The organism is Caulobacter sp. DWP3-1-3b2 (assembly GCF_049896325.1).
In the GTDB taxonomy this organism is placed as follows: domain Bacteria; phylum Pseudomonadota; class Alphaproteobacteria; order Caulobacterales; family Caulobacteraceae; genus Caulobacter.
On sequence record NZ_JAFCUB010000003.1, the window covers coordinates 85,692 to 107,868 of the forward strand.

Annotated in this window: 19 protein-coding genes; 9 read left to right on the forward strand and 10 right to left on the reverse strand. The window is 65.5% G+C overall.

Annotation, left to right across the window (positions count from 1 at the left end):
- The first annotated feature begins 521 nt into the window (after nucleotides 1-521).
- Nucleotides 522-1,871, forward strand: coding sequence for an FAD-dependent oxidoreductase (locus ACP7AG_RS03015; RefSeq protein ID WP_426029743.1), 1,350 nt, complete (start codon nucleotides 522-524; stop codon nucleotides 1,869-1,871).
- A 305-nt stretch (nucleotides 1,872-2,176) separates the two neighbouring features.
- Nucleotides 2,177-3,550 (forward strand): sugar MFS transporter, encoded by a 1,374-nt coding sequence (locus ACP7AG_RS03020; RefSeq protein ID WP_426013804.1) that lies wholly within the window; start codon nucleotides 2,177-2,179, stop codon nucleotides 3,548-3,550.
- A gap of 153 nt (nucleotides 3,551-3,703) precedes the next feature.
- On the opposite strand, the gene ACP7AG_RS03025 is transcribed toward ACP7AG_RS03020, so the two are convergent.
- The 5 genes from ACP7AG_RS03025 to ACP7AG_RS03045 form a co-directional block, all read right to left on the reverse strand.
- Nucleotides 3,704-3,961 (reverse strand): GlsB/YeaQ/YmgE family stress response membrane protein, encoded by a 258-nt coding sequence (locus ACP7AG_RS03025; protein ID WP_426013659.1) that lies wholly within the window; start codon nucleotides 3,959-3,961, stop codon nucleotides 3,704-3,706.
- Between the two features lie 369 nt (nucleotides 3,962-4,330).
- Complete coding sequence (locus tag ACP7AG_RS03030) at nucleotides 4,331-5,689, reverse strand: PQQ-dependent sugar dehydrogenase (protein ID WP_426029744.1); 1,359 nt, start codon at nucleotides 5,687-5,689, stop codon at nucleotides 4,331-4,333.
- Between the two features lie 66 nt (nucleotides 5,690-5,755).
- Nucleotides 5,756-6,196: a thioredoxin TrxC gene (gene trxC / locus ACP7AG_RS03035; RefSeq protein ID WP_426029745.1), complete on the reverse strand. Its 441-nt coding sequence runs from the start codon at nucleotides 6,194-6,196 to the stop codon at nucleotides 5,756-5,758.
- 159 nt (nucleotides 6,197-6,355) lie between these two features.
- Complete coding sequence (locus ACP7AG_RS03040) at nucleotides 6,356-7,510, reverse strand: glycoside hydrolase family 88/105 protein (protein ID WP_426029746.1); 1,155 nt, start codon at nucleotides 7,508-7,510, stop codon at nucleotides 6,356-6,358.
- 309 nt (nucleotides 7,511-7,819) lie between these two features.
- Nucleotides 7,820-8,581: a FadR/GntR family transcriptional regulator gene (locus ACP7AG_RS03045; protein ID WP_426029747.1), complete on the reverse strand. Its 762-nt coding sequence runs from the start codon at nucleotides 8,579-8,581 to the stop codon at nucleotides 7,820-7,822.
- Nucleotides 8,582-8,730: 149 nt separating this feature from the next.
- On the opposite strand from ACP7AG_RS03045, the gene manD reads away from it, so the two are divergent.
- Nucleotides 8,731-9,942 carry a D-mannonate dehydratase ManD gene (gene manD / locus ACP7AG_RS03050; protein WP_426029748.1) on the forward strand — a complete coding sequence of 404 codons (1,212 nt, stop codon included), beginning with the start codon at nucleotides 8,731-8,733 and terminating at the stop codon, nucleotides 9,940-9,942.
- Between the two features lie 250 nt (nucleotides 9,943-10,192).
- Nucleotides 10,193-12,025 carry a hypothetical protein gene (locus tag ACP7AG_RS03055; protein ID WP_426029749.1) on the forward strand — a complete coding sequence of 611 codons (1,833 nt, stop codon included), beginning with the start codon at nucleotides 10,193-10,195 and terminating at the stop codon, nucleotides 12,023-12,025.
- 30 nt (nucleotides 12,026-12,055) lie between these two features.
- Here ACP7AG_RS03055 and ACP7AG_RS03060 read toward each other — a convergent pair whose 3' ends face one another.
- From ACP7AG_RS03060 to flgF, 5 genes are all read right to left on the reverse strand, one after another.
- The gene (locus ACP7AG_RS03060; RefSeq protein WP_426029750.1) at nucleotides 12,056-12,556 is read right to left on the reverse strand and encodes a hypothetical protein; all 501 of its coding nucleotides are present in this window, start codon (nucleotides 12,554-12,556) and stop codon (nucleotides 12,056-12,058) included.
- Nucleotides 12,557-12,661: 105 nt separating this feature from the next.
- On the reverse strand, nucleotides 12,662-13,381 hold the full coding sequence (gene flgH, locus ACP7AG_RS03065) for a flagellar basal body L-ring protein FlgH (protein WP_426029751.1): 720 nt from the start codon (nucleotides 13,379-13,381) through the stop codon (nucleotides 12,662-12,664).
- Between the two features lie 116 nt (nucleotides 13,382-13,497).
- A complete protein-coding gene (gene flgA / locus ACP7AG_RS03070) occupies nucleotides 13,498-14,250 on the reverse strand; it encodes a flagellar basal body P-ring formation chaperone FlgA (RefSeq protein ID WP_426029752.1) in 753 nt (250 codons plus the stop codon).
- Between the two features lie 4 nt (nucleotides 14,251-14,254).
- Complete coding sequence (flgG, locus tag ACP7AG_RS03075) at nucleotides 14,255-15,043, reverse strand: flagellar basal-body rod protein FlgG (RefSeq protein WP_426013644.1); 789 nt, start codon at nucleotides 15,041-15,043, stop codon at nucleotides 14,255-14,257.
- 13 nt (nucleotides 15,044-15,056) lie between these two features.
- A complete protein-coding gene (gene flgF / locus ACP7AG_RS03080) occupies nucleotides 15,057-15,794 on the reverse strand; it encodes a flagellar basal-body rod protein FlgF (RefSeq protein WP_426013642.1) in 738 nt (245 codons plus the stop codon).
- A gap of 224 nt (nucleotides 15,795-16,018) precedes the next feature.
- On the opposite strand from flgF, the gene fliL reads away from it, so the two are divergent.
- The 5 genes from fliL to ACP7AG_RS03105 are packed head-to-tail and all read left to right on the forward strand — an operon-like array spanning nucleotide 16,019 to nucleotide 22,041.
- Nucleotides 16,019-16,630 carry a flagellar basal body-associated protein FliL gene (fliL, locus tag ACP7AG_RS03085; protein WP_426013641.1) on the forward strand — a complete coding sequence of 204 codons (612 nt, stop codon included), beginning with the start codon at nucleotides 16,019-16,021 and terminating at the stop codon, nucleotides 16,628-16,630.
- A 26-nt stretch (nucleotides 16,631-16,656) separates the two neighbouring features.
- Complete coding sequence (gene fliM / locus ACP7AG_RS03090) at nucleotides 16,657-17,790, forward strand: flagellar motor switch protein FliM (protein WP_426029753.1); 1,134 nt, start codon at nucleotides 16,657-16,659, stop codon at nucleotides 17,788-17,790.
- The gene (locus ACP7AG_RS03095; protein ID WP_426013637.1) at nucleotides 17,787-18,371 is read left to right on the forward strand and encodes a DUF6468 domain-containing protein; all 585 of its coding nucleotides are present in this window, start codon (nucleotides 17,787-17,789) and stop codon (nucleotides 18,369-18,371) included. Before fliM ends, ACP7AG_RS03095 begins: the two co-directional genes overlap by 4 nt.
- A complete protein-coding gene (locus tag ACP7AG_RS03100) occupies nucleotides 18,368-19,150 on the forward strand; it encodes a MotE family protein (protein WP_426013635.1) in 783 nt (260 codons plus the stop codon). Before ACP7AG_RS03095 ends, ACP7AG_RS03100 begins: the two co-directional genes overlap by 4 nt.
- Nucleotides 19,151-19,158: 8 nt before the next feature.
- On the forward strand, nucleotides 19,159-22,041 hold the full coding sequence (locus ACP7AG_RS03105; protein WP_426029754.1) for a tetratricopeptide repeat protein: 2,883 nt from the start codon (nucleotides 19,159-19,161) through the stop codon (nucleotides 22,039-22,041).
- Nucleotides 22,042-22,177 lie beyond the last annotated feature (136 nt).

Genomic DNA, 22,177 nt, shown 5'->3' on the forward strand with positions numbered 1-22,177 from the left:
CCTAGGTAAGACAACGCCGCCGCGACCAAGCCGGCCGCGGGCAAAGTGACGATCCAGGTGATCACGATGCTCTTGGCCGCGCCCAACGGACGGTCGAAACCCAGCGCGAGGCGCCGAGATCGACAATAGCGCCCCTGATCGTCTGAGTCGTCGAGACCGGAACGTCAAATATGGGTCACCAAGAACAAAGTAATCGCTCCACCGGTCTCCGCGCAGAAAATCCTGCATCGGCGTCAGGTGGGCGATCCTGCTGCCCACGGTGGGAACAATGCGCCAGTCTACGAAGAATCTCCCCGCAGACAAAACCGTCTGGAGAACCGCACCCAGACGATAGTCGATTGAGTAGAGGGGGTCGTGCGGACCGTGATCAAGTCAAGGCCTAGGGCGGTGGCGAGCGAGCCTGATCGGCCTCGCCGCGACACAACGCCTCAATGGTGAAGTTTAGGCCGGGTTCACCACGTCCGACCGCGCGATTTTAACCCTATTTCGCGACGATGCTTCGCGAATGGGGAGCGAAGTCGATGGGGTGTCACGTCGAAACCTTGGTGATCGGGGCCGGTCCGGCCGGCCTGACCGCCGCCTACGTCCTGGCCAAGGCGGGCCGCGAGGTCACCGTCCTGGAGATGGATGATCAGGTCGGCGGCGCAAGCCGCACGATCGTCCACGATGGTTTTCGCATTGATCTGAGCGGGGAGGCCTTCGACTCCGCCTCGCCGCGAGTGACTGACCTGTGGTCCAGCATCCTGCCGGGCGGCTTCGTCGAACAGCCTCGGACTTCGCGACTCTATCATCGCGACCGCTTCTACGCCTATCCGCTGAAGACGCTGGAGGCCCTGGCCCACCTGGGGCTCCGCCGTGGCGCGGCGTGCCTGGCCTCACTGGGCCTGGCCAGGATCCGCCCAATCAAAGCGCCCAAGACGTTCCGCGACGAGGTTCGAAACCGCTTTGGCGAAAAACTATCCTCGACGCTGTTCAAACCGTACGCCGAGAAGGTGTCGGGCCTGGCCTGCGACCAGATGCCGCTCGGCTGGACAGGCGGGACCCGGCCGTTGGCCAGTTTTCGCTACCCCCGTGACGGCGCCGGCGCTGTCTGGGAGGCCGCCGCGAGCCAGATCGCGGCCTCGGGGGGCAAGGTTCGCCTGGGGCGGAAGGTCGAGGACCTTCGCTTCGACACAGACAGCAAGCTATGGACGGCGACGGTCCGACGCGCCGATGGCGCCCACGAGATCCACACCGCCGACCATGTCGTCTCGACCGCGCCATTGCGCGACCTGATGAATACTTTGCGTTCGACGCCGATCAGCCTGTTCCATGCTGGCGAGCTGATGTACCGCGACCAGATCACCGTTGCCTTGGTGGGCCCAACCCGCACGCCGCTGCGCGAGACCGCGATCGAGGTCCACGACGCCGGGCTCAAGGTCGGTCGCGTTCAGAACTACAGCGCCTGGTCGCCGGCCATGGCGCCCGAGGGTGACGCCAGCTGCCTTGGCCTCGAATATTACTGCTTCGAGGGCGACGATCTGTGGACCGCCAGCGATGAGGCTCTTGTCGCCTTGGCCCGGCAAGAGGCCGCCGCCATGGGTCTGATGGACCCCGAAGCTCTGCGCGGCGCCCAAGTCATCCGCCGGCGAAAGGCCCTGCCAATCGAGGACGAGGACTGCGCCGAGCATCTGAAAATGATCCGGCTGGACCTGAAGATGCATTTCCCGGGTCTGTATCTGGCGGGCCGCAACGGTCTGCACAAGGCCGGCGGGCGAGACCTGGCGACGCTCAGCGGCCTGCTCATCGCCGACAACATCCTGGCCGGCGAGCCGTGCCATGATGCGTGGGGAGGGCCAACGGTTCCGGCGCTGACCCAAAAGGCCGCCTAGGACACCCGGCGCGCGCGTCCCGCTGGTTCAGTGAGTGCGCCACGCCGCGGTGCAGGGGATTGATGGCGTCAACGACGCCGATAAACGTGACCAGTCAACAGGCTCGAACCCCGAGGTGGAGATTGACAGGCACGACCTTCCCCGGACGTTTGGCGTTTTCTGATCAGTCGCCGAATCGTGCGACCGGTTCCATCCGGGACATCTGGTCGGCGCGTTTTTGCCCTCTCTGCTTGACAACGTTGTCACCGTTGGAGTGGATGTCCCGTCCCGCAACGTCGGACAGGGAGTGAAATCAAATGGCAGGTATGGGTGCAGGCGCGCCAGTGAGCGGCGCCGCGAATACAGGGGGCAAGTCAGGGGGCGGTTTGGTCCTGGCGATCGTCTACGTCACAGCCCTGTTCTTTATCTGGGCGCTGGTCACCAACCTGCTCGACCCCCTGCTGAAGACCATGAAGACGGTTTTCACCCTGACCCCGGTCGAGGCGAGCCTCACCGGTTTCGCCTTTTTCATCGCCTATGGCGTGATGTCGCTGCCCTCGGCGGCGTTCCTGTCCAAGATCGGCTATGCCAAGTCGGTGATGATCGGCCTAGGCGGCATTGTCGCTGGCTGCTTCATCGCCATCCTCGCGGCCAAGCTGCACACCTTCGGCATATTCCTCATCGGCCTGTTCGTCATGGCGTCCGGCGTCACCCTGCTGCAGGTGGCCGCCAATCCGCTGATCGCCTCGATGGGCAAGCCGGAAGACTCGTCCTTCCGCCTTAACCTTTCGCAAGCCTTCAACTCACTGGGCGCGGCTTGCGGCCTGTGGTTCGGCGCCAACTTCCTGCTCAAGGGTGACATCTTCGCCAAGGACGCGGTGATCACCGACGCCCTGCGCGAACAGGCGCTGGGTTTCGTCTCCAACGTCTATCTGGCGATCGGCGTAGGTCTGGCCCTCTTCATCGTGGCCATCTATCTGGTCCGGCACAAGATCACCGAAGCCGCGCCCAAGACCGGCCATCTGGTCAGCCCATTTTCCGCCTTGGGGTCGAAGTGGGCCAATCTCGGCGCGATCGGCATCTTTCTCTATGTCGGGGCAGAGGTGGCGATCTCGCTAAATCTGCTGCTGTTCATTGAGCAGAGCCACGTTCTAAACATCCCCGCCGAACAGGCCGGCAAGCTGACGACCTTCTACATGGTCTTCGCCATGATCGGGCGTTTCGCCGGCTCGGCCCTGCTGAAGGCGGTAAAGGACTATGTGCTGCTGACGCTCGTCGCCGTGGGCGCCATTGCGCTGTGCGTGGTCGTGATCCTTACTAAGGACATGACACCGACGGCGCACACGGGAACGCTGAACCTGCTGTTGGCCAGCGTGCCGCTGACCAGCGGTCTGATCCCGGCTTTCGCCGCCCTGCTGATTGGTCTCTTCAACTCGATCATGTTCCCGACGATCTTTACCCTAACCTTGCAACGGTCCTCGGCGCCGACCTCGGCCACATCGGGCCTGTTGTGCATGGCCATTGTGGGTGGGGCGTTCCTGCCTCTGATTTTCGCCAAGATCGAGGAAATGACTGGTTCGAAGTCGCTGGCCTTCATCGCACCGCTCGCCTGCTACCTGTATGTTCTGTGGTTCTCGTTCGTGGCCAAGTCGGCTCCGATCCACGCCATCCAGGAGGACGTTGTCGCCGGCGGCCACTAGGTCTATCCAGCCAAGCAAGGCCTAGCCCGGGCGTCCACAGCGTCCGGGCTATTTCTTGCCATTCGGGTCGCCCGGCGACAGTGCGACGCGCATGAAAAAGCGCCTCCGGCAGTGGCCGAAGGCGCTGTTCCGTATCGGTGTCAATGAGCGACGTTAGACCGCTCGGCGACCGGTGAAGGCGTGATAGATCGCTAGGACAACAACCGCGCCGATCACCGCGACCAGCAGGCTGTAGAGGTTCAGTCCCGAGACGCCAGCGGCGCCGAACTGATTGAACAGAAAGCCGCCGACGACGGCGCCGATGATCCCCAGCACCAGATCCACGACCAAGCTGCCGCCACTGCGGCTGACAAGCTTGCTGGCGATGAAACCGGCCACGAGACCCAGCACGACCCACGCTAGAATAGACATGAACGCCTCCTTGGCATCGTTGGGCGTGCGAACCGCGCGCCGATGCAAAATAAAGGCCTACGCCTAGACTTCGTTCCGGAACGCTTGCGTGTTTGTCGGCACGAAAACCTTGGCGACGGTGTGATGCTTTTGGCCGAAAGCTAGCGCGGCTTGCCGATCACGGTCTGCAAGGCCTCAACCAGCTTCTGGGCTGGACCGCGCCCAAGCACGATGAAAACGCCTGAGCCGATACAGGCGCCGATCAGAAAGGTCAGGCTCATAGGGTCCCCGGAAAGCTGAAAGCTGCGACTGTCCCTTCCTAGCGCCATGGCGGCATGGCCGCCATGTGACACGCCGACGCCGGGGCGCCTACCGGTTCGGCCAAGACGATCAGGGCGCGGGCTTGGCGCCGGGCGTGTTCTTCGTCGCGGTGACCCGCCAGATCACATTGCCGACATCATCGGCTACCAACAGGGCTCCGCTCTTTTCGATAGCCACGCCCACAGGACGGCCGAGGGCTTCACCCTGGGCGTTGAGGAAGCCGGTCAAGAAGTCTTCCGGCTTTCCCGACGGCATGCCATTGGCGAAGGGCACGAAGGTCACCTTGTACCCATTGACCGGCTTGCGGTTCCACGAGCCGTGCTGGCCGATGAACGCACCACCCTTATAGCGCGCCGGGAAGGCGCTGGCGTCGTAGAAGGTCAGTCCCAACGAGGCGGTATGGGCCCCCAGCGCGTAGTCGGGCTTGATCGCCCTGGCCACCAGGTCAGGACGGCGCGGCTTGACGCGGGCGTCCACCGTCTGACCGTAATAGCTGTAGGGCCAGCCATAGAAGCCGCCGTCCTGGACCGAGGTCATGTAGTCGGGAACGAGGTCGTTGCCGATCTCGTCGCGCTCATTGACGCTAGTCCATAGCTTGCCGCTTTGCGGTTGCCAGGCCATGCCGTTGGGATTGCGGAGGCCCGAGGCGAATACCCGGCTGGCGCCCGTGGCCGGGTCGATCTCCAGGATGCCCGCCCGCCGCTCCTCGGCGGCCATGCCGTTCTCGCCGACATTGCTGTTGGAGCCGACGGTCACATACAGCTTGGACCCGTCCGGGCTGGCGATGACGTTCTTGGTCCAGTGGTGGTTGATCGGGCCGGCGGGCAGGTCGACGACCTTGCGCGGGGCGGTGGTGATCTGGGTCTGGCCGGCCTGGTAGGGGAAGGCCAGCAAGGCGTCGCTGTCGGCGACATAGAAGGTGTCGCCGACCAGGGCCATGCCGAACGGCGAGCTGAGATTGGCCAGGAAGACCGTGCGAACCTCGGGCGTGCCGTCATTATTGGCGTCGCGCACCAGGGTGATGCGATTGGCCGAGGGCACGGTGGCGCCAGCTCGGCCCATGACGATCTTCTGGACGAAACCCCGGATGCCCTTGCCGTCCTCGGGCTTGGGCGGGGCGTTGGTCTCGGCGATCAGCACATCGCCATTGGGAAGGACGTACAGCCACCTCGGGTGGTCGAGGTCGCGGACCAGGGCGGTGACCACGAAGCCGGGGGCTGCGTCGGGCGTCTGGCCATTGGCCCAGCCGACAGCGGGGGCGATCTTCATGACCGGAAACGCCTGCTTCTTGGCTGCGGGCAATGTGGGATTGGCGCCGTAACCCTGGTCGGTCGGCAAGGCCGGCCCGCCGCCGCATGCCGACAGCAGAAGCACCGCCGGGGCGCCGATCAGCGCGGCGCGATAAGTCTTGGACAGGGCCTTGGTCATGGCGGTCTTTCTCCCTCTATGTTGTCTGGAAACTAAACGCGAAGCCGAGCCACTAGGTCCGGTCCGTCAGGCGGGGGCGTGCTCGTCGAGCCAGCGGCGGAAGACACCGGGATCGGGCAGGCCCGCCTGGTGCGCGGCGACCTTACCGTCCTTGAACAGGAACAGCGATGGAATGCCGCGCACGCCGTGGGCCTCGGAGAGGGCGGGCTCCGCATCGACATCGATCTTCACGAACCGGGCGCGGGGCTCCAGATCAACGGCGGCCTTGGCGAAGATCGGGGCGACAGCCTTGCAGGGCCCGCACCAGGCGGCCCAGAAATCGGCGACGATGGGGATCTGGCTGGCTGACAAGTGCTTGCGGAAGCGCGCGGTGGTCAGATTGACCGGCTGCCCCTCGAACAACGGCTTGGTGCAGCGGCCGCATTTCGCGGCCTTGGCGTCGCGCGCCGCAGGCAGGCGATTGGTGGCGTCGCAATGCGGGCAGACGATGTTGACGGTCTTGATCATGGCGATCCTTGAGCGCGTTCGGCCCCCTTCAGATGGGAAGACGCGGGGGCCGGTTCTAGAGCATTTCCCGACCTGACTGCGTCAGGCCGTGAGCTCTAATCTTCTGTTTTTACGCATTTTTCTTCGCGCGAACCGGAACCAGTTCGCTCGAAAAATGCTCTAGCGCGCTCCGACCTCAGAGGCGGCCAGCAGGAAGGCCCCGACGCCGTAGAGCTGGGTGTCGTCGGCGCGGACCTCGTCCGGCGCGTAACCGACCTGCTGCACCCAACCCAGCTTGCCGTCGGACTGGACGGCCCCGACCAGAGCCGTCCAGCCCTTGGCCACGGCCGCCTTGTATTCAGGACCCTTCAACAGGCCATGGTTCACGCCATAGGCCAGGCCATAGACGAAGAAGCCGGTGCCGCTGGTCTCTGGCGGGGCGTGCTCAGGGGCCAGTAGGGACGGGGCCCAATAGCCGTCCGCTTTCTGCAGGGTGATGAGCCGCGCCGACATTTTCCGAAACAGCGCCTCGTAGCGTGGGCGCGAGGGATAGTCGGCGGGGAGGGTCTTGAGGATGTCGACGACGCCGGCATAGACCCAGCCATTCCCCCGGCTCCAGAAGATCTTGCGGCCCTTGTCGTCTCGGCGATCGAAGTAGCGGCTATCGCGGTAGTAGAGATGCTCCTTCTCGTCGAACAGCCAGTCGGTGGCGGCCCAGAACTCCGTGTCGCCATAGGCCGCATAGCGCGGGTCGCCGGTAGCCTGGGACAGGCCGGTCCAGCCAGCGGGTCCCATGAACAGCGCGTCGCTCCAGCACCAGCGAAGCTGGCAAGGTTGGTCTTCCGTGCCTTCGATGAAGGTCAAGTCGGCCTGCTGTGGCGGTGCGGCCAGAATTGCGTCGAAGCGAGCGCGCAGGGCCGCGATCTGGGCGGGGTCGTGGTCCTTGGAATAGACCCATAGCCAGGACTGGCCGATTACATGGTCGTCGGCGTGCAAGGGGCGGCGGCCTAGTCCCCAGTTCTGCGAAACCCCGTGGGCGCGCACGGCCTGGGCGTAGCGCGAGTCGCCGGTACGCTCGGCGAAGGCGGACAGGCCCACGAACAGCGCACCTTGGATCCAGCCTTTCGGATCGACTGTCTTGGCCAGGTGGGCGCGTGTGTAGTCAAAGCTGTCCATGTGCGACAGCTGCCAGTCGGCGACCTGGCGGCCCAAGGCCAGCGCCTGGTGCGCCGTGACCCGATCCGTTGCTGGGACGGGCGAGGCCGGCTTGGCTTGGGCCGCGCCGCCGGCGATGAGGGCCAAGGCGGCAAGGGCGATGGTCAGGCTCGCGCGCATGTGTCGATTTCCCCAGGGTCGCATGGCTTATGCGGCCACGTCTGTCACTAGTGCTAGGTCTGTTTGATGGCCGGTCAAGGGGAAGACAGCCATACGCCGCCTAGCAAGGCGCCCTGGCCAATCCGCGAGCCCACCAAATACGGTCAGGCCAATTATCTTGCACGACAAGGGAACATGGATATGCTGATCCACAGAACCTCGTCGGCCCGCGCGGTGGACTTGTCCTTCACCGCACCTCCTCCCGGGGTCGGCCGGCGACGGGCGGCTGGGTCCTTCCCCCCAGTCGCCCATCCTATCTTCCGAAAGCGGCTAGATCAGCGAGCGACGCGCCAGCTCGTTGCGACGGGCGGCAACCTCGTTACGGGCCTGCTGCATGGCGTCGATTTCGGTGGCGGTCAGCAGGTTGTCGATGACGCGGCCCAGGTGCTCGCGCATCGCATTGCGCGCCGCCTTGGGGTCGCGCCCCTGCAGGGCGGTGAGGATTTCCTGGTGGTCATCGATCAGCGGGCGGACGCCCACCTGGCGAGCGCGTTCCAGCATGGCCCGGCACAGCGGTGACTTGTAGCGCAGGTCCCAGAGGTTCTCGACCACGGTGACGAGGGCGCTGTTGCGGGTGGCCCGGGCAATGGTGACGTGAAAACGACGGTCGGCGAGATCGCCGCGCACGTCGTGCTCGTTCTCCTCGACCATGTCGTCGACGATCTTTTCCAGGTCGATCAGTTCCTGGTCTGTGATGGTGGTGGCCGCCAGGGCGCAGGACTCGCCCTCGATCAGCCGGCGGGCTTCGGTCAGTTCGAACGCGCCGATGTCGAGCTCGGGGGCGGGGGCTTCGACCGGCGCGGCCTCGGTGACATACACGCCCGACCCGTGGCGGGCCTCGACCAGGCCTCGGATCTCCAGGGCGATCATCGCTTCGCGCACGGTGGGGCGGCTGACCTTGTAGTCTTCCGCCAGATCACGCTCCGACGGTAGCCGGTGACCGGGCTGGAAGGCCCCGTCGCGGATCGAGGCGGCGATCGCGTTGGCGACCTGCTGGTAGAGCTTACGGGTTTCTGCGGTCGACGTGGTCATGCGACTTTCCCGCCCAGCGCGCATCGCGGGGCCAGCGCCAAGGTAGAGCAAGGTCGCACGAGACGCCACGCCGCTTCGCACTGGCGCAATTGTATTATCGTCGCTATGGATTGGTCAGACCACTTCGACAGCGCAGACATAGCGGTTCCATGCTCAAGATTCTAGACGCCAAGGTTATCGTCACCTGCCCAGGGCGTAACTTCATCACCTTGAAGATCACCACGTCCGAAGGCGTCTATGGCGTGGGCGACGCGACCCTCAACGGCCGTGAAATGGCCGTGGTCAGCTTTTTGCGCGATCACATGATTCCCTGCCTGATCGGCAGGGACGCACACCGGATCGAGGATATCTGGCAGTTCTTCTATCGCGGTTCCTATTGGCGCGGTGGCCCGGTGGCGATGACCGCCCTGGCGGCGGTGGACATGGCGCTATGGGACATCAAGGCCAAGGTCGCCGGCTTGCCGCTGTACCAACTTCTCGGCGGCGCCTGCCGCGAGGGCGTCACGGTCTATGGCCACGCCAATGGCGAGACGATCGAGGACACAATCGCCGAAGCCCAAAAATACAAGGCCTTGGGCTACAAGGCCATTCGCCTGCAGACGGGCGTACCGGGTCTCGCCAGCACCTATGGCGTGTCGGGCGACAAGATGTACTACGAGCCGGCCGACGGCGCCTTGCCCACCGAGAACCTCTGGTCAACGGCCCGGTATATCAAGCACGCCCCCAAGCTGTTCGAGGCGGCGCGCGAGGCGCTGGGCGACGACATCCATCTGCTGCATGACGTCCACCATCGCCTGACGCCGATCGAAGCTGGCCGTCTTGGCAAGGACCTGGAGCCGTACCGTCTGTTCTGGCTGGAAGACGCGGTGCCCGCCGAGAACCAGGCCGGGTTCCGTTTGATCCGCCAGCACACCACCACGCCACTCGCGGTGGGCGAGATCTTCAGTCATGTCTGGGACTGCAAGACGCTGATCGAGGAGCAACTGATAGACTATCTGCGCGCCACGGTGTTGCATGCAGGCGGTATTACCAATCTGCGCAAGATCGCCGCCTTCGCCGACCTGCACCATGTGCGCACGGGCTGCCACGGCGCCACGGACCTGTCGCCGATCACCATGGCCGCCGCCTTGCATTTCGACCTGTCGGTCAGCAATTTCGGCCTGCAAGAATATATGCGCCATACGCCAGAAACCGACGCGGTCTTCCCCCATGCCTACAGCTTCAAGGACGGCATGTTGCACCCCGGCGAGCGACCCGGCCTCGGCGTGGATATCGACGAGACCTTGGCGGAAAAATATCCCTACAAGCGCGCCTACCTGCCAGTAAATCGGCTGGAGGACGGGACCATGTTCAACTGGTAGCCAAGGGAATCAGGCTTCACTGGCCTGACCCGAGGTGCCTGAATTCTGAAATTGGCTTGACAATAACCACCTTTATCGCTGCAAATGGTCGAGCCAATAATAGGAAGCGCCCCGACCAAGGCGGCGTGGGGAAACCATGCCAATCAAGTTCGCGCCGCGTGTATCGGCGCCACCGCCTATGGTCGGCTCCATCCTGCCGTTGCGCTTGCTCATACCTAACGCGAAACGTCTGACTTTGACGGCGGCCGTCATGGCTGTCATCGCGTCTCCTGTCTTGGCCGCGACCGGGGCGCCTGCCGACGCGCGTGGCCAAGTCTACGTCACCGCGCCGCCGATGAACCGCACGGTCGAGACCCGCTTACTTCCGCAGATGGCGGTTCTTCTCGACAAGCTGATGGTCGAAAAACGCGAAATGACGCTGGACGGCGTCAAAGTGTTCGACGCCGATGACAAATTCCTGCCAGGCAAGGTGGCGATCGGCCTGGCCTATCTGTTGATTGACACACCGCGCGATGATCCGAAATTCAAGCTCTACCTCAAGGGTTATCGCCAGATCGCCGAGATGACGGTGGACGACAGCAACAACACCTGGGGTGTCTACTACTACTGCCAGGCCCTGCACATGCTGCAAGAGGCCGGCCTGCTGGAGCAGGCGGTGTCGCCGCAGACTCTGGCCAAGCTGAAGGTCAAGCTGGACTGGCGGCGGTTCGTTGGCGCTGACGACCTGGCCCTCATCGACCTGCCCAACAACTATTATGGCGTGGCCTTCAGCGTGGCGCGGCTGCGCTACCAGTTGGGTTGGGAAGACGCCTCGGCCAGCGAGGCGCTGCTGGGCCGGACGCTCGACCACTATCGCAAATATTCCGGCGAATACGGCTTCGCCGACGAGACCGACGGGGAAGGGCGGTTCGACCGCTACAGCGTGCTGCTGATCGGCGAGATCAGCCACCGCCTGATCGAGGCGGGCATGCCCGCCACGCCGGAGGTCAAGGCTTGGCTGCGCAAGTCGGTCGATCTGATGCTGCCCCGCCTCAACGAACGCGGCGAGGGTTTCGAGTATGGCCGCAGTATCGGGACCTACGGCGAAACCGCATTCCTGGAGGTGCTGACTGCGGCGGCCAAGCTGGACGTGCTGACCCCGGAGGAAAAGACCATGGCCTACGCCTTTTCCTCGCGCGTCACGGCCCGCTATATGGACTTTTGGTTCGATCCGAAGATGGGTTCCGTGAACCTGTGGGAGCATGGTCGGCGCACCGACGACTATCGCGGCAAGCATCGGATCCTGGGCGAGAACCTCAGCCTGGCGCGGCAGCACATCTACACAAACGCCATCTGGAACGAGTTGGGCTTCAAGGAGCAGGCGCCCGACGCGGGCTACGCGGCCTGGCTCGACACCTTGCCCAAGCGCACCCTCACCTGGTTCGCCAGGGGCGAGCACGATCGGCTGGTCGTCACCCTGCGCGACGGCAAGCGGGTCATCGCCCTGCCGATCATCAATGGCGGCAAGAGCCAGCACGAGAACTCTCCCTATTATCCCATCCCGTTTTCGCCCGGCCTGCTGGCCGGGGTCGCGGATGGAGAGTTCCCGCAACTTCTGCCGCGCATCACCCTGGCGGATGGCGCGCGCCTGACCCCGCTGGCCTACGCGAGCCACGTTGAGGTCGTGGAGAAGGGTGCCAAGACCATCGTCACCTACGATCAGTCCCAACTCGACAAGTTGGGAACCGACGTGCCGATCGCCGATGACCGGTTCAGCGTCAGGACCACATACGTGCTGGAGCCCGGCAAAATCAGCCGCACGGACGTGTTTACGCCCAAGGGGTCGCGGGCGGTGAGCGCCGTGGACCTGGCGTTCGGGTCGTTTTCGTCGGCGCCAGCCAGCAAGGGCGGGGCGACGACGTTCGGAAAGGGCGATGTGCGAGGCTTCAAGGTGAGGGGTTTGACCTGCAAGTCCCGCCCTCTGAAGAATGAGAAGGCCTACCGCACCCCGACCGGGGCGTTCGCCAGCCTGACCGAATGCTCAAGCGGAGCGGCCACGGTTTCGGCGCCGCTAACGGTCAGCTGGAGCTTGAGCTACCGATAATTCCTTCTCCCATGCGGGAGAAGGTAGATTCTACTTCACCCGCTTGAGGGTCAGCGTCTGGTCCGGCGGGCCCGGCTTGCCGTCGATGTCCTGTTCGACGAGCAGCGTATCGGGATTGGTCCGGGTCACCTTCATCGACTGATGACGTGCGCCGCCATCGCCGTGGGTGGTCACGGTCACCGCGCTCTGGCCGACGCGATCGACGCTGATGGTCACACGGGTGAGATTGACCACGGCCTTGGTCGGCGTGCCGTCCAGGCGGGCGTCGGCGAACTGCAGGGCGGCGACGCCCGCCTCGTCTTCCTCGACCAGGGTCCAGGCGAGGGTCTTGCCGTCGTCGATGGTGACATCCAGTTCGCCGCTCAAGGGCGCGGGGCCGGTCAGGGCGGTGTTGAAATTGGAACGGGGCAGGTCGATTGCCCAACGTCCGGCCACGCCCATCGGGCCGTTGAAGGGCTGGGCCTGGGCGGCGAGGGGCAGGGCGGTCGCCAGCAGGGCGGCGCCGACCAAGGCAGTGAGGGGGGTGCGCATGAGGACCGGCTCCGAAGTCAGAGCCCGGCGAGTTCGGGCGAACGCTGTGACACCAGGCAAGGTGGTCCCGCGCATCCGCCCGATCAAGTGTGCAGGACCAAACCTTTAGAAGGGCGAGAATTTCTCGACCAGCGACTGGCCGGCCGGGGTCTTCTGCACGCGGCTGATGTCGCCGCGGCCGCCGTAGCTGATGCGGGCTTCTGCGATCTGGGTGTGCTTGATGGTGTTGGCCGAGGAGATGTCTTCAGGCCGCACGATGCCGGCCACGGTCAGTTGGCGCAATTCGGTATTGGTGCGCACCTCTTGCGTGCCCTGGATCACCAGGTTGCCGTTGGGCAGCACGCCCGAGACAACGGCGGCGATGGTCAGGCTGATCTTTTCCGAACGGTTCACCGCCCCGGCCCCGGCGTTGGAATTGCCCGACTTGGTGTTGACCATGTTGGCGGGATCGAAGCCGCCCGGCAGGATCTTCCCGAGGCTTGACTCCAGGCCCAGGAAGTTAGGCACGCCCAGCGAACTGTTGGAGGTGCGCGACGACGAGGTCTGGTTCTTGGTCGTGGCGCTGTCATCGATGTCGATATTGACGGTCAGGATGTCGCCGACCTTGCTGGCGCGCTGGTCGTTGAAGAAGGCGCGGGCGCCGGTGCGCCATAGCGAGTTGGACGAGGCGGCCGGAGGCGGGTTCATGATCTGCTGGGTCATTGGCGCCAGTTGCGCGGGGTAACCCACGGGGGCCAGTTCAGGACCCTTCACCGCCTCGGTGACGGTGGAGCAGGCGGCGAGCGGCAACAGGGCGAGGGCGAGAACGACGAGGGCGGGGCGCATGAGCAGGACCTTCTAGAGCATTTTTCGAGCGAAGTGGTTCCGGTTCGCGTGAAGAAAAATGCGTCAAAACAAAAGATTAGAGCTCACGGCCTGACGCAGTCAGGTCGGGAAATGCTCTAGCGAGCGGCGTAGCGCAGGGTGTTGCGAGAGGCCCTCAAGCGCTGGGCCTGGGGACCGACGGCGGTGGAGCCCGGGCCGGTGACCACGGTCTCGATGATCTTCTTGCTGGCGGTGTTCTGGACCATCAGGCTGTCGCCCACGGCCCCAGCCGCCATGGCCTTGCCTTGCAAGGTTAACGCCACGCCGGCGTCCTCGTAGGTCACCGCGACAATATCGCCCGCCTTGATCACCGTTGGGGTGGAAACATCTCGGAGGCTGGCGGCGGCGCCTTCGCGCAAAGGTCGCTTGGCGCTCATGCCGATCACGTCGTCGGCGTCGCGCGGCGCGTCGTTGGGCGCGGCGGCGACCTTGACCCAGACCAGGTCTTCCGGCTGGACGATTTCGCCGGTCGCCAGGCTGCGAGCATAGGCAAGAACTTCCACATTGCCCCGCGGGGCGCCGGTCGGGCCGCCGCTGGACCCGCCCTCGGCGCCCCCGCGGACGATGATCCGGCGGATGCCTGCGGGATTGGACCAGTCGAGTCCCGCCCGTCGGGCGGCCATCTGCACTTGAGAGGCGTCGAGCACGGCGGTCGGGCCCACGCGGGTGGCCACGACCATGCCCGAAGCAGCGCCCGCGCCGTCGAACAGTTCGCCCAGCGTGACCCGACCGTCGGCGTCGGTGGTGTCCGATCGCAACGAGACGGCGTTCCCGGCCAGGGCGGGCGTGGCGGCCAAGAAAGCCGCGAGGGAAAGGACGAGCGCTTTCATCAGCTTAGGACCTCAGGTTCGAGGTGGTCTGCAGCATCTGGTCTGCGGTGGTGATGACCTTGGAGTTCATCTCGTAGGCGCGCTGGGCGACGATCAGCGAGGTGATTTCGCTGACCGAGTCGACGTTCGACGCCTCGGTGTAGTTCTGCAGCAGGGTGCCAAAGCCCGGCTGGCCGGGGGCGGCGATATTGGCCGCGCCCGAGGCGGCGGTCTCCATGTACATGTTGTCGCCGACCGCCTCGAGGCCGCCTTCGTTCATGAAGTTGGCCAGTTCCAGCTGACCCACGGTCTGCGGAACGGGATTGCCTTGCATCGTCACCTGCACAAGGCCGGTCTTGCTGATGGTCGTGGCCACGGCGTTCTGAGGGATCGTGATGCCGGGCTGGACGGTGTAGCCGTCCTCGGTGACGATCTGGCCTTGGTCATTGGTCGCGAAATTGCCGGCCCGGGTGTAGGCGGTTTCGCCCGAGGGCAGCAGGATCTGCAGAAAGCCCTTGCCCTGGATGGCCACGTCGAACTCGTTGTTGGTCATGGTCGGGGTGCCCTGCTCGTGGATCCGATAGACCGAGCCGGCCTTGACGCCGCCGCCGACCTGGACCCCGGTGGGCACCACGTTGCCACTGCTGGACGACTGCGCGCCGGCCCGCTCGATGGTCTGATAGATCAGATCCTGGAACTCGGCCCGGCCACGCTTGAAGCCGATGGTGTTCATGTTGGCGATGTTGTTCGAGATGACCTCGACGTTCAGCTGCTGGGCGGCCATGCCCGTAGCGGCGGTGCGGAGCGCTTGCATCTTCAGTTATCCCTTACTGGACCTTGCCCATCCGCTCGACGGCGGATCGGGAAAGCTCGGCGGTTTGGTCCATCATCTTGGCCACGCTCTCGTAGGCGCGGTTCACTTCGATGAGCTTGACGATCTGCTTGAGCGACTGGACGTTGGAGGCTTCCAGCATGCCCTGGTGGATCACGGCATCCGTGGCCGCCTGGGGCGTGTCGTTGGAAATGTTGCGATAGAGGTTGTCGCCGTCCTTGCGCAGCGAGGCGAGGTCGGCCATCCGCACAACGGCGATCTTGCCGGCGCGCTCGGCGCCCTGGCTGACCGTGCCGTCCTTGGCGATGGTGACGGGGCCCTTGAGCGGATCCAGCAGGATCTCGCCGCCGCCGTCGTCCAGAACGGCATTGCCGTTCTGGGCTAGCAGCTTGCCGTCGGCGCCCATGGTGAAGCGGCCGTCGCGCGTGTAGCGCTCGCCGCTGCCGGTCGAAACCTTGAAAAACCCGTTGCCCTCGATGGCTAGGTCGAAGTCGCCGTCGGTCTTGCTCAGCGCGCCCTGGCCGAAATCGCGGGCCACGCCGTCGTCGAGCACGAATTTCACTGGGTATGAACCGCCGGCGGTGCGGGCCGGCCTGGCGGGTTCGGTGCGCACCATCAGCTGCTCGACCTTGAAACCGGTCGTATTGGCGTTGGCGATGTTGTTGGCGACGACGTCGAGCTCGCGGCGCAGAGTCATCTGCCGCGAAAGTCCCACATACAGTGCGTTGTCCATGACCGGTTACCGAGACGGCTAGCGCGACAAATGCGCTGCGTCCTCACAAGCAACCCTTGTGCCAACTCAGAAAAATCAACGATTTCAACAAAAAAGAAGGTTAACGACGGGCTGCGGCCAGAGTCTGCCGGGCAGATTCAGCCTGCGGCGAAATGGCGTTCAAAAGGGATCGTTAACCATGCTCCACGCATGACTAGATCCATAGATTCCAAGGAACCGCGCGCGTGGCCAAGAAACCTCCCCAGGAAGCTCCCGCCCCCGAAGGCGAAGAGGGCGCCGTCGAGGGCGAAGCTCCTGCCAAGAAGAAGCCGCCGATGATGATCATCATCGCGGCCGCAGCGGCCGTCGTGCTGATCGGCGGTGGCGTCACGACGTTCCTGCTGCTGAAGCCCAAGCCCGAGGCGCACGCCGAGAAGGGCCACGAAAAGCCGAAGAAGAAAGAAAAGAAGGAAGAGAAGAAGGGTGGCCATGGCGGCGGCGAAGCCGCAGCTCCGGCTGCGGGCGCGCCGGTGATCAAAGAGGGGCCCGACGGCGTGGTGTTCTACACCCTGCCCGACATCGTGGTGAACATGCAGGCGGCCGACGGCCGCTCGACCTTCCTGAAGCTGAAGCTGACCTTCGAGCTGCCCGACGAGGAGACGGCCGAGAACCTGACGCCGAACCTCCCGCGCCTGCAGGACATGTTCCAGACCTTCCTGCGCGAACTGCGCCCCGAAGATCTCAACGGCAGCCAGGGCAGCTACCAGCTGCGGGCCGAGCTGCTGCGTCGCGTGAACCTAGTCGCCGCACCCTCCAAGGTGAATGCAGTCCTGATCGAGGAGATGCTGATCAACTAGCCTGCGGGCTGGTTGGGGCGAACCATATGGCTGACGAAATCGACGATCAGGCCGCGATGGCCCAGTGGGCCGAGGAGAACCCGCCCGGCGGCGCCGGCGGCGGCGGCGGCAACCAGTTTGGCGACTTCAGCGGCGGCATGGGCGGCTGGGACGACGGCGGCGGCGACGCCATGGGCGCCGAGCGTATCCTGAACCAGGACGAGATCGACAGCCTGCTGGGCTTCGATATGTCCGGCGACGGCAATGACGACCGCACCGGCATTCGCGCCATCATCAACTCGGCGCTGGTGTCGTACGAGCGCCTGCCGATGCTTGAAATCGTCTTCGACCGCCTGGTGCGGTTGATGACGACCAGCTTGCGCAACTTCACCTCCGACAATGTCGAGGTCAGCCTCGACAACATCAGCTCGATCCGCTTCGGCGACTATCTAAACTCCATCCCGCTGCCGGCCATCCTGGCCGTGTTCCGGGCCGAGGAGCTGGACAATTATGGCCTGCTGACGGTCGATTCCAACCTGATCTACTCGATCGTCGATGTGTTGCTGGGCGGCCGTCGCGGCACTGCGGCCATGCGCATCGAGGGGCGTCCCTACACCACCATCGAACGGGTGCTGGTGCAGCGGATGGTCGAGGTGGTGCTGCACGACGCCAAGGCGGCGTTCGAACCGCTGCATCCCGTCAGCTTTACGCTTGACCGCCTGGAGACCAATCCACGCTTCGCCGCCATCGCCCGCCCGGCCAACGCCGCGATTCTGGTCAAGCTTCGCATCGACATGGAAGACCGGGGCGGTCGAATCGAGCTTCTGCTGCCCTATGCGACCCTCGAACCCATCCGCAAGATGCTGCTCCAGCAGTTCATGGGCGAGAAGTTCGGCCGCGACAACATCTGGGAAGGCCACTTGGCCACCGAACTCTGGACCACCCAGATGGAGGTGCGCGCCGTGCTAGACGAACAGCAACTGCCCCTGAGCAGGGTTCTGGACCTGAAGGTCGGTGACACCCTGATGCTCAACGCCACGACCGATAGCTTGATAGAGCTGCGCGCCGGTTCGATCCCATTGACCCGCGGCCGCATGGGTCGCCGCAACCACTCGATCGCCGTGCGGGCCGAGGCCCCCCTGACCTCGTCGGCCCGGAAAGCGGTGCAGAAACTGAAATGAGCATGACGGCCATCGCCCTCAACGGTCTCCTGGCTGTGCTGCTGCTGCTCGCGCTGATATTCGGCGTGCGCCTGGAGCGTCGCCTCAAGAATCTGCGCGACAGCCACGAAGGCTTCGCCAAGGCCGTGGCCGATCTTGACCGCGCCGCGATGCGGGCTGAACAGGGCTTGGCCGACCTGCGCGCCGCCACCGACGAGGCAGCCGATACCCTGGGCGACCGCATTACCCAGGCCAAGGCCCTGGCCGCCCAGCTGGATGAGCGCCTGAACCGTCCGATGGTCACGCCGCCGCCCGGCGCGATGTCCGAGCGTTCCACCCCGCGTCCCGCCGCGCCCCCGCGTCCGGTGCGGGCGCCGGAGCCCGCGACCTCGCCCGAAGCCGCCCGCCGGCTGAAGGCCGAGGACTTCGAAAAGCTGCTGGACCGCGAGGCCCGCATCCCCCGCGACGCTCCGCCACCTGCCGCCGCCCGCTCATCTGGGCCAAAGGAAACCCCGCGTTCACGCGCGCGGATCGATGATGATCTGTTCGATGGTCCGGAAGAGTCTCCGCGACCGGGTTCGAGTTTTAGAGGCCGCCGATGAAAAACGTTCCGCGCATCCTGCCCATCGTCGGGATCGCCGTGGTCGGCGTGCTGGCCGTCAACGCCCTGGCCGGGGCCAAGTCGCTGCCTAACATGCTGAGCGGAGCCAAGGCCTTCGCCGAGGGCGTGGTCAAGCCGGAGAGCGACAAGGCCCCATCGGCCGCCGACGTGGGGAAGGACGCGGCCGCCCAAGCCTTGCCGCCCCGCGTCTGCGCGCCCTCGGCTAACGACCTGGCCAAGGAAGCGGGCCTGTCGCCCGCCGAGCTGCGTGTGCTGCAAAGCCTGGGGACCCGTCGTGGCCAACTAGATCAGCGCGAACAGGATATCGACGTCCAACTGCAATTGCTGGCCGCCGCAGAGGCCAAGCTCGACACCAAGATGAAGGCCCTGAACGGCATGAAGGGCGAGATCCAGGGCCTGCTCGGCCAGGCCGACGCCCAGAAGGAGGCCGAGGCCGGCCGCCTGGTGCTGGTCTATTCGGCCATGAAGCCCAAGGATGCCGGCGCGCGGATGGCCCTGCTGGACGACTCCGTGCGCCTGCCGATCGCCGCCAAGATGAAGGAGCGGACGCTCAGCATGATCCTGGCCAACATGTCGCCGAATGAAGCCAAAATCCTGACTGAGCGCCTCGCCAACCGGATGTCGGCCGACGCCATCGCCAAGGGTCGCGCCGCCCTGGCCGCCGTCAATGCGCCGCCCGCCGCCGCCGCCCCAGCTTCCCAGGCGGCCGCCGCGCCGCTGGCCGGCGCCGCTCCGGCCGCGCCAAAGAAAACCGGCTAAGGCCAGGAATGAGGCTGGGGGCATTGCTAAGATCGAGCGTTGCGGCGATCTGCATTTTCGGGGTCGTGACCCCGTCGGTGTCGATCTCCGCCGCGCCGCGTCGTGCCCCCAACCCCCCGCCGCTCGAGGCGTCCGCCTCGACGTCTTCGCGGGGTCTTGAGGTTCGCGTCGCCCAAGCGCCCGACTTCACGCGACTGGAGTTCCCCGGCTCGCGCGGCATGCAGGCCCATCGCGAAGGTGCGACCTTGGTGCTGCGCTTCCGGCGAGACGCCAATCCCAACCTCACCGTCCTGAAAGTTTCGCCGCCGCGCTGGGTGCGCTCGGCCGAGGCCCGCCACGTCGGCGGCGTGGTCGAGATCGCTATCACCCTCAGCGACGACGCCGACTTCCGGGCCGGAAACGCGGACGGCGACGACTTCGTCAATCTGTTCGCTCGCCAGCAGGCCGCCAATGCGCCGGCGCCGGCGGCCGAGACCGCCGCGGCCGCCGCGCGCCGCCCCAGCCCGATGCCTGCGGGCGGCGTTGTGCCGGTCAAGTTCTCCAAGGCCGGCGGTCAGATCCAGCTGAGTTTCGAATGGGCCAATCCCGCCGGCGCCGCCGTCTTCCGCAGGGGCGAGGCGGTGTGGGTGGTGTTCGACACGCCGGCCCGGCTCGACATCGGCAAGCTGCCTTCCGGCACGCCGCAGTACCGCAGCATCCAGGCGTTCAAGGGACCCGACTACACCGCCCTGCGCATCAGCACCCCGCAAGGGACGCCGTTCTACGCCGACGGCGTGGGCGGCGGATGGACGATCGCCTTGGGCGCGGGCGTCCAGGATGCGCCCGACCTGGTCCGCGTGGCTCGCGACGACAACGCCGCCCCCGCGACCCTTACCGCCAATGTCGCGGGCACGACCAAGACCCTATGGGTGGCCGACCCGGCCGTTGGCGATAACATCGCCGTCGCCACCGCCCTGGCGCCGTCCAAGGGCCTGCCGTCGCGCCGCGACTATGTCGAGATGGCCTTGCTGCAATCGGCTACCGGCTTGGCTGTCGAAAGCTATTCCGGTGACCTGCAGATGAGCGCCGAAGGCGACATCGTCCGCATCGGCCGCCCAAAGGGTCTGCTCCTGTCGTCAGCCGCCAGCGGTCAACAGTCCGACAACATGGTCGGAGCGCCCCAGGCCATGGCCATGCCCGCCCTGATCGACCCCGAACACTGGGCCAAGACCGGCTCGGGCGGCTTCATGGCCCGCTACGACGCCCTGCTCAGCGCCATTCCGGCGGCCAGCGACGGTTCGGGCAAGGGTGACGACACCGCGCCCCGCATGGCCCTGGCTCGGTTCCTCATCGGCTCGAACCTGTCGTACGAAGCGATCGGCGTGCTCAATGCCGCTGGTCGCGCTCACCAGACCCTGATGGGCGACGCCGAATTCCGCGGCCTGCGTGGTGTGGCCAAGGTGATGGCCCGCCGCTACACCGAGGCAGAGGCCGACTTCGCCTCGCCCGTCCTGGCCGATGATCCCTCCGCGGCCCTGTGGCGTGGCTATGTCGCCAGCAAGTCCGGCCAATGGGTTGACGCCAACGCCAAGTTCGTCGACGGCGCTCGCGCCTTGAACATGTTTCCAGCCCTGTGGCAGGCCCGGTTCCTCGGCGCCCAGGCCGAGGCGGCCGTCGGCGGCGGCGCGCCTGAGACCGCTATCCGCCTGATCAACCAGGCCCTGAAGCTGCCCAACATCCCGGTCGAGGACCAGCTTGAGCTCCGTTTAACCCTGGCCAAGGCCTTCGAGGCCAAGGGCGACAGCCGCGCCTTGCCGGTGTTCCAGGCCATCGCCCGGTGCGGGATCGACCGTCTGGCCGCGCCCGCCACCCTGCGCGCCATCCAACTTCGCCTGGCCAAGAACCAGATCAGCGCCGACGTCGCGGCGAAGGGTCTGGATCAACTGCGCTTCCGCTGGCGCGGCGACGGCGCCGAGCTCGACACCATCCGGGCCTTGGGCCAATTGCAGATCAGGCAAGGCCGCTATCGCGAAGCCCTGGAGGTGCTGCACTCGGCAGGCAACAATCTGCCCGACCTGCCGCAGGCGGTAGCGTTGCGCAACGACCTCAACCAGGCTTTCCGCGCCCTGTTTCTTGACGGCCTTGCCGACGGCATGCAGCCGATCCAGGCGGTGGGCCTGTTCTACGACTTCCAGGACCTGACCCCGATCGGCGCCGACGGCGACCAGATGGTCCGCAATTTGGTCCGCCGCCTGGTCGATGTCGACCTGCTCGACGAAGCCGCCAAGCTGCTCAAGTACCAGGTAGACAATCGCCTGAACGGCGTGCCCAAAGCCCAGGTGGCCACTGATCTGGCCTGGATTTACCTGATGGACCGCAAACCTGAGAGCGCGTTGAACACCATCAACAGCACGCGCTCCACGGTCTTGCCGCCGGCCCTCAACGCCGAGCGCCGCCTGGCCACCGCCCGCGCCTTGATGGGTCTGGGCCGCTACGACGCGGCGCTGGAAGTCATCGAAAGCGACAAGGTCGGCGATGCCGAGGATATCCGCGCCGAGATCGCCTGGAAGCAGCACACCTGGCCCTTGGCCGGCGCGATGTACGAACGCGCCTTGGGCGATCGCTGGAAAACGCCGGGAACCCTGACCACCAACGAGGAAGCCAAGCTTCTCCGCGCCGGTGTGGCCTTTAGTCTGGCCGACGACGACGCGGGTCTGGGGCGCCTGCGCCAGCACTACAGCGGCTTCATCGACGGTGCGCGCAATCCGGACGGCCTGCGGGTCGCCCTGGCGGGCGCTGATCCGGCGGCGCTGTCCGGCGACGACTTCAGCCGGGTCACCGCCGACAACGAGGCCTTCAACGGCTGGGTGGCGAAGATGAAGGACCGCTTCCGGGCGCAGGCGGCCGGGTAGGCTGGCTGCCCTCATCGTCGCAATTTGCGATTTCCAATTGCCTGCCTGCCCATTGGTTTCGCGGCGTTCGCCTCTGCCTCGCCCGCCCAGACCCCATCGCCGTGGAAAAGCGATTGGTCTTATGGCGGCGATCGCG

Excerpts from the sequence above, each read along its gene's own strand:
- ACP7AG_RS03040 (WP_426029746.1), bottom strand. The coding sequence starts at position 7,510 with ATGCGCGCGAGCCTGACCATCGCCCTTGCCGCCTTGGCCCTCATCGCC.
- ACP7AG_RS03060 (WP_426029750.1), bottom strand. The coding sequence starts at position 12,556 with ATGCGCACCCCCCTCACTGCCTTGGTCGGCGCCGCCCTGCTGGCGACC.
- ACP7AG_RS03100 (WP_426013635.1), top strand. The coding sequence starts at position 18,368 with ATGAAAAACGTTCCGCGCATCCTGCCCATCGTCGGGATCGCCGTGGTC.
- ACP7AG_RS03015 (WP_426029743.1), top strand. The coding sequence starts at position 522 with ATGGGGTGTCACGTCGAAACCTTGGTGATCGGGGCCGGTCCGGCCGGC.
- flgF (WP_426013642.1), bottom strand. The coding sequence starts at position 15,794 with ATGGACAACGCACTGTATGTGGGACTTTCGCGGCAGATGACTCTGCGC.
- fliM (WP_426029753.1), top strand. The coding sequence starts at position 16,657 with ATGGCTGACGAAATCGACGATCAGGCCGCGATGGCCCAGTGGGCCGAG.
- ACP7AG_RS03020 (WP_426013804.1), top strand. The coding sequence starts at position 2,177 with ATGGGTGCAGGCGCGCCAGTGAGCGGCGCCGCGAATACAGGGGGCAAG.
- ACP7AG_RS03030 (WP_426029744.1), bottom strand. The coding sequence starts at position 5,689 with ATGACCAAGGCCCTGTCCAAGACTTATCGCGCCGCGCTGATCGGCGCC.
- ACP7AG_RS03055 (WP_426029749.1), top strand. The coding sequence starts at position 10,193 with ATGGCTGTCATCGCGTCTCCTGTCTTGGCCGCGACCGGGGCGCCTGCC.
- ACP7AG_RS03095 (WP_426013637.1), top strand. The coding sequence starts at position 17,787 with ATGAGCATGACGGCCATCGCCCTCAACGGTCTCCTGGCTGTGCTGCTG.
- flgG (WP_426013644.1), bottom strand. The coding sequence starts at position 15,043 with ATGCAAGCGCTCCGCACCGCCGCTACGGGCATGGCCGCCCAGCAGCTG.
- ACP7AG_RS03025 (WP_426013659.1), bottom strand. The coding sequence starts at position 3,961 with ATGTCTATTCTAGCGTGGGTCGTGCTGGGTCTCGTGGCCGGTTTCATC.
- ACP7AG_RS03105 (WP_426029754.1), top strand. The coding sequence starts at position 19,159 with ATGAGGCTGGGGGCATTGCTAAGATCGAGCGTTGCGGCGATCTGCATT.
- flgA (WP_426029752.1), bottom strand. The coding sequence starts at position 14,250 with ATGAAAGCGCTCGTCCTTTCCCTCGCGGCTTTCTTGGCCGCCACGCCC.
- trxC (WP_426029745.1), bottom strand. The coding sequence starts at position 6,196 with ATGATCAAGACCGTCAACATCGTCTGCCCGCATTGCGACGCCACCAAT.
- ACP7AG_RS03045 (WP_426029747.1), bottom strand. The coding sequence starts at position 8,581 with ATGACCACGTCGACCGCAGAAACCCGTAAGCTCTACCAGCAGGTCGCC.
- flgH (WP_426029751.1), bottom strand. The coding sequence starts at position 13,381 with ATGCGCCCCGCCCTCGTCGTTCTCGCCCTCGCCCTGTTGCCGCTCGCC.
- manD (WP_426029748.1), top strand. The coding sequence starts at position 8,731 with ATGCTCAAGATTCTAGACGCCAAGGTTATCGTCACCTGCCCAGGGCGT.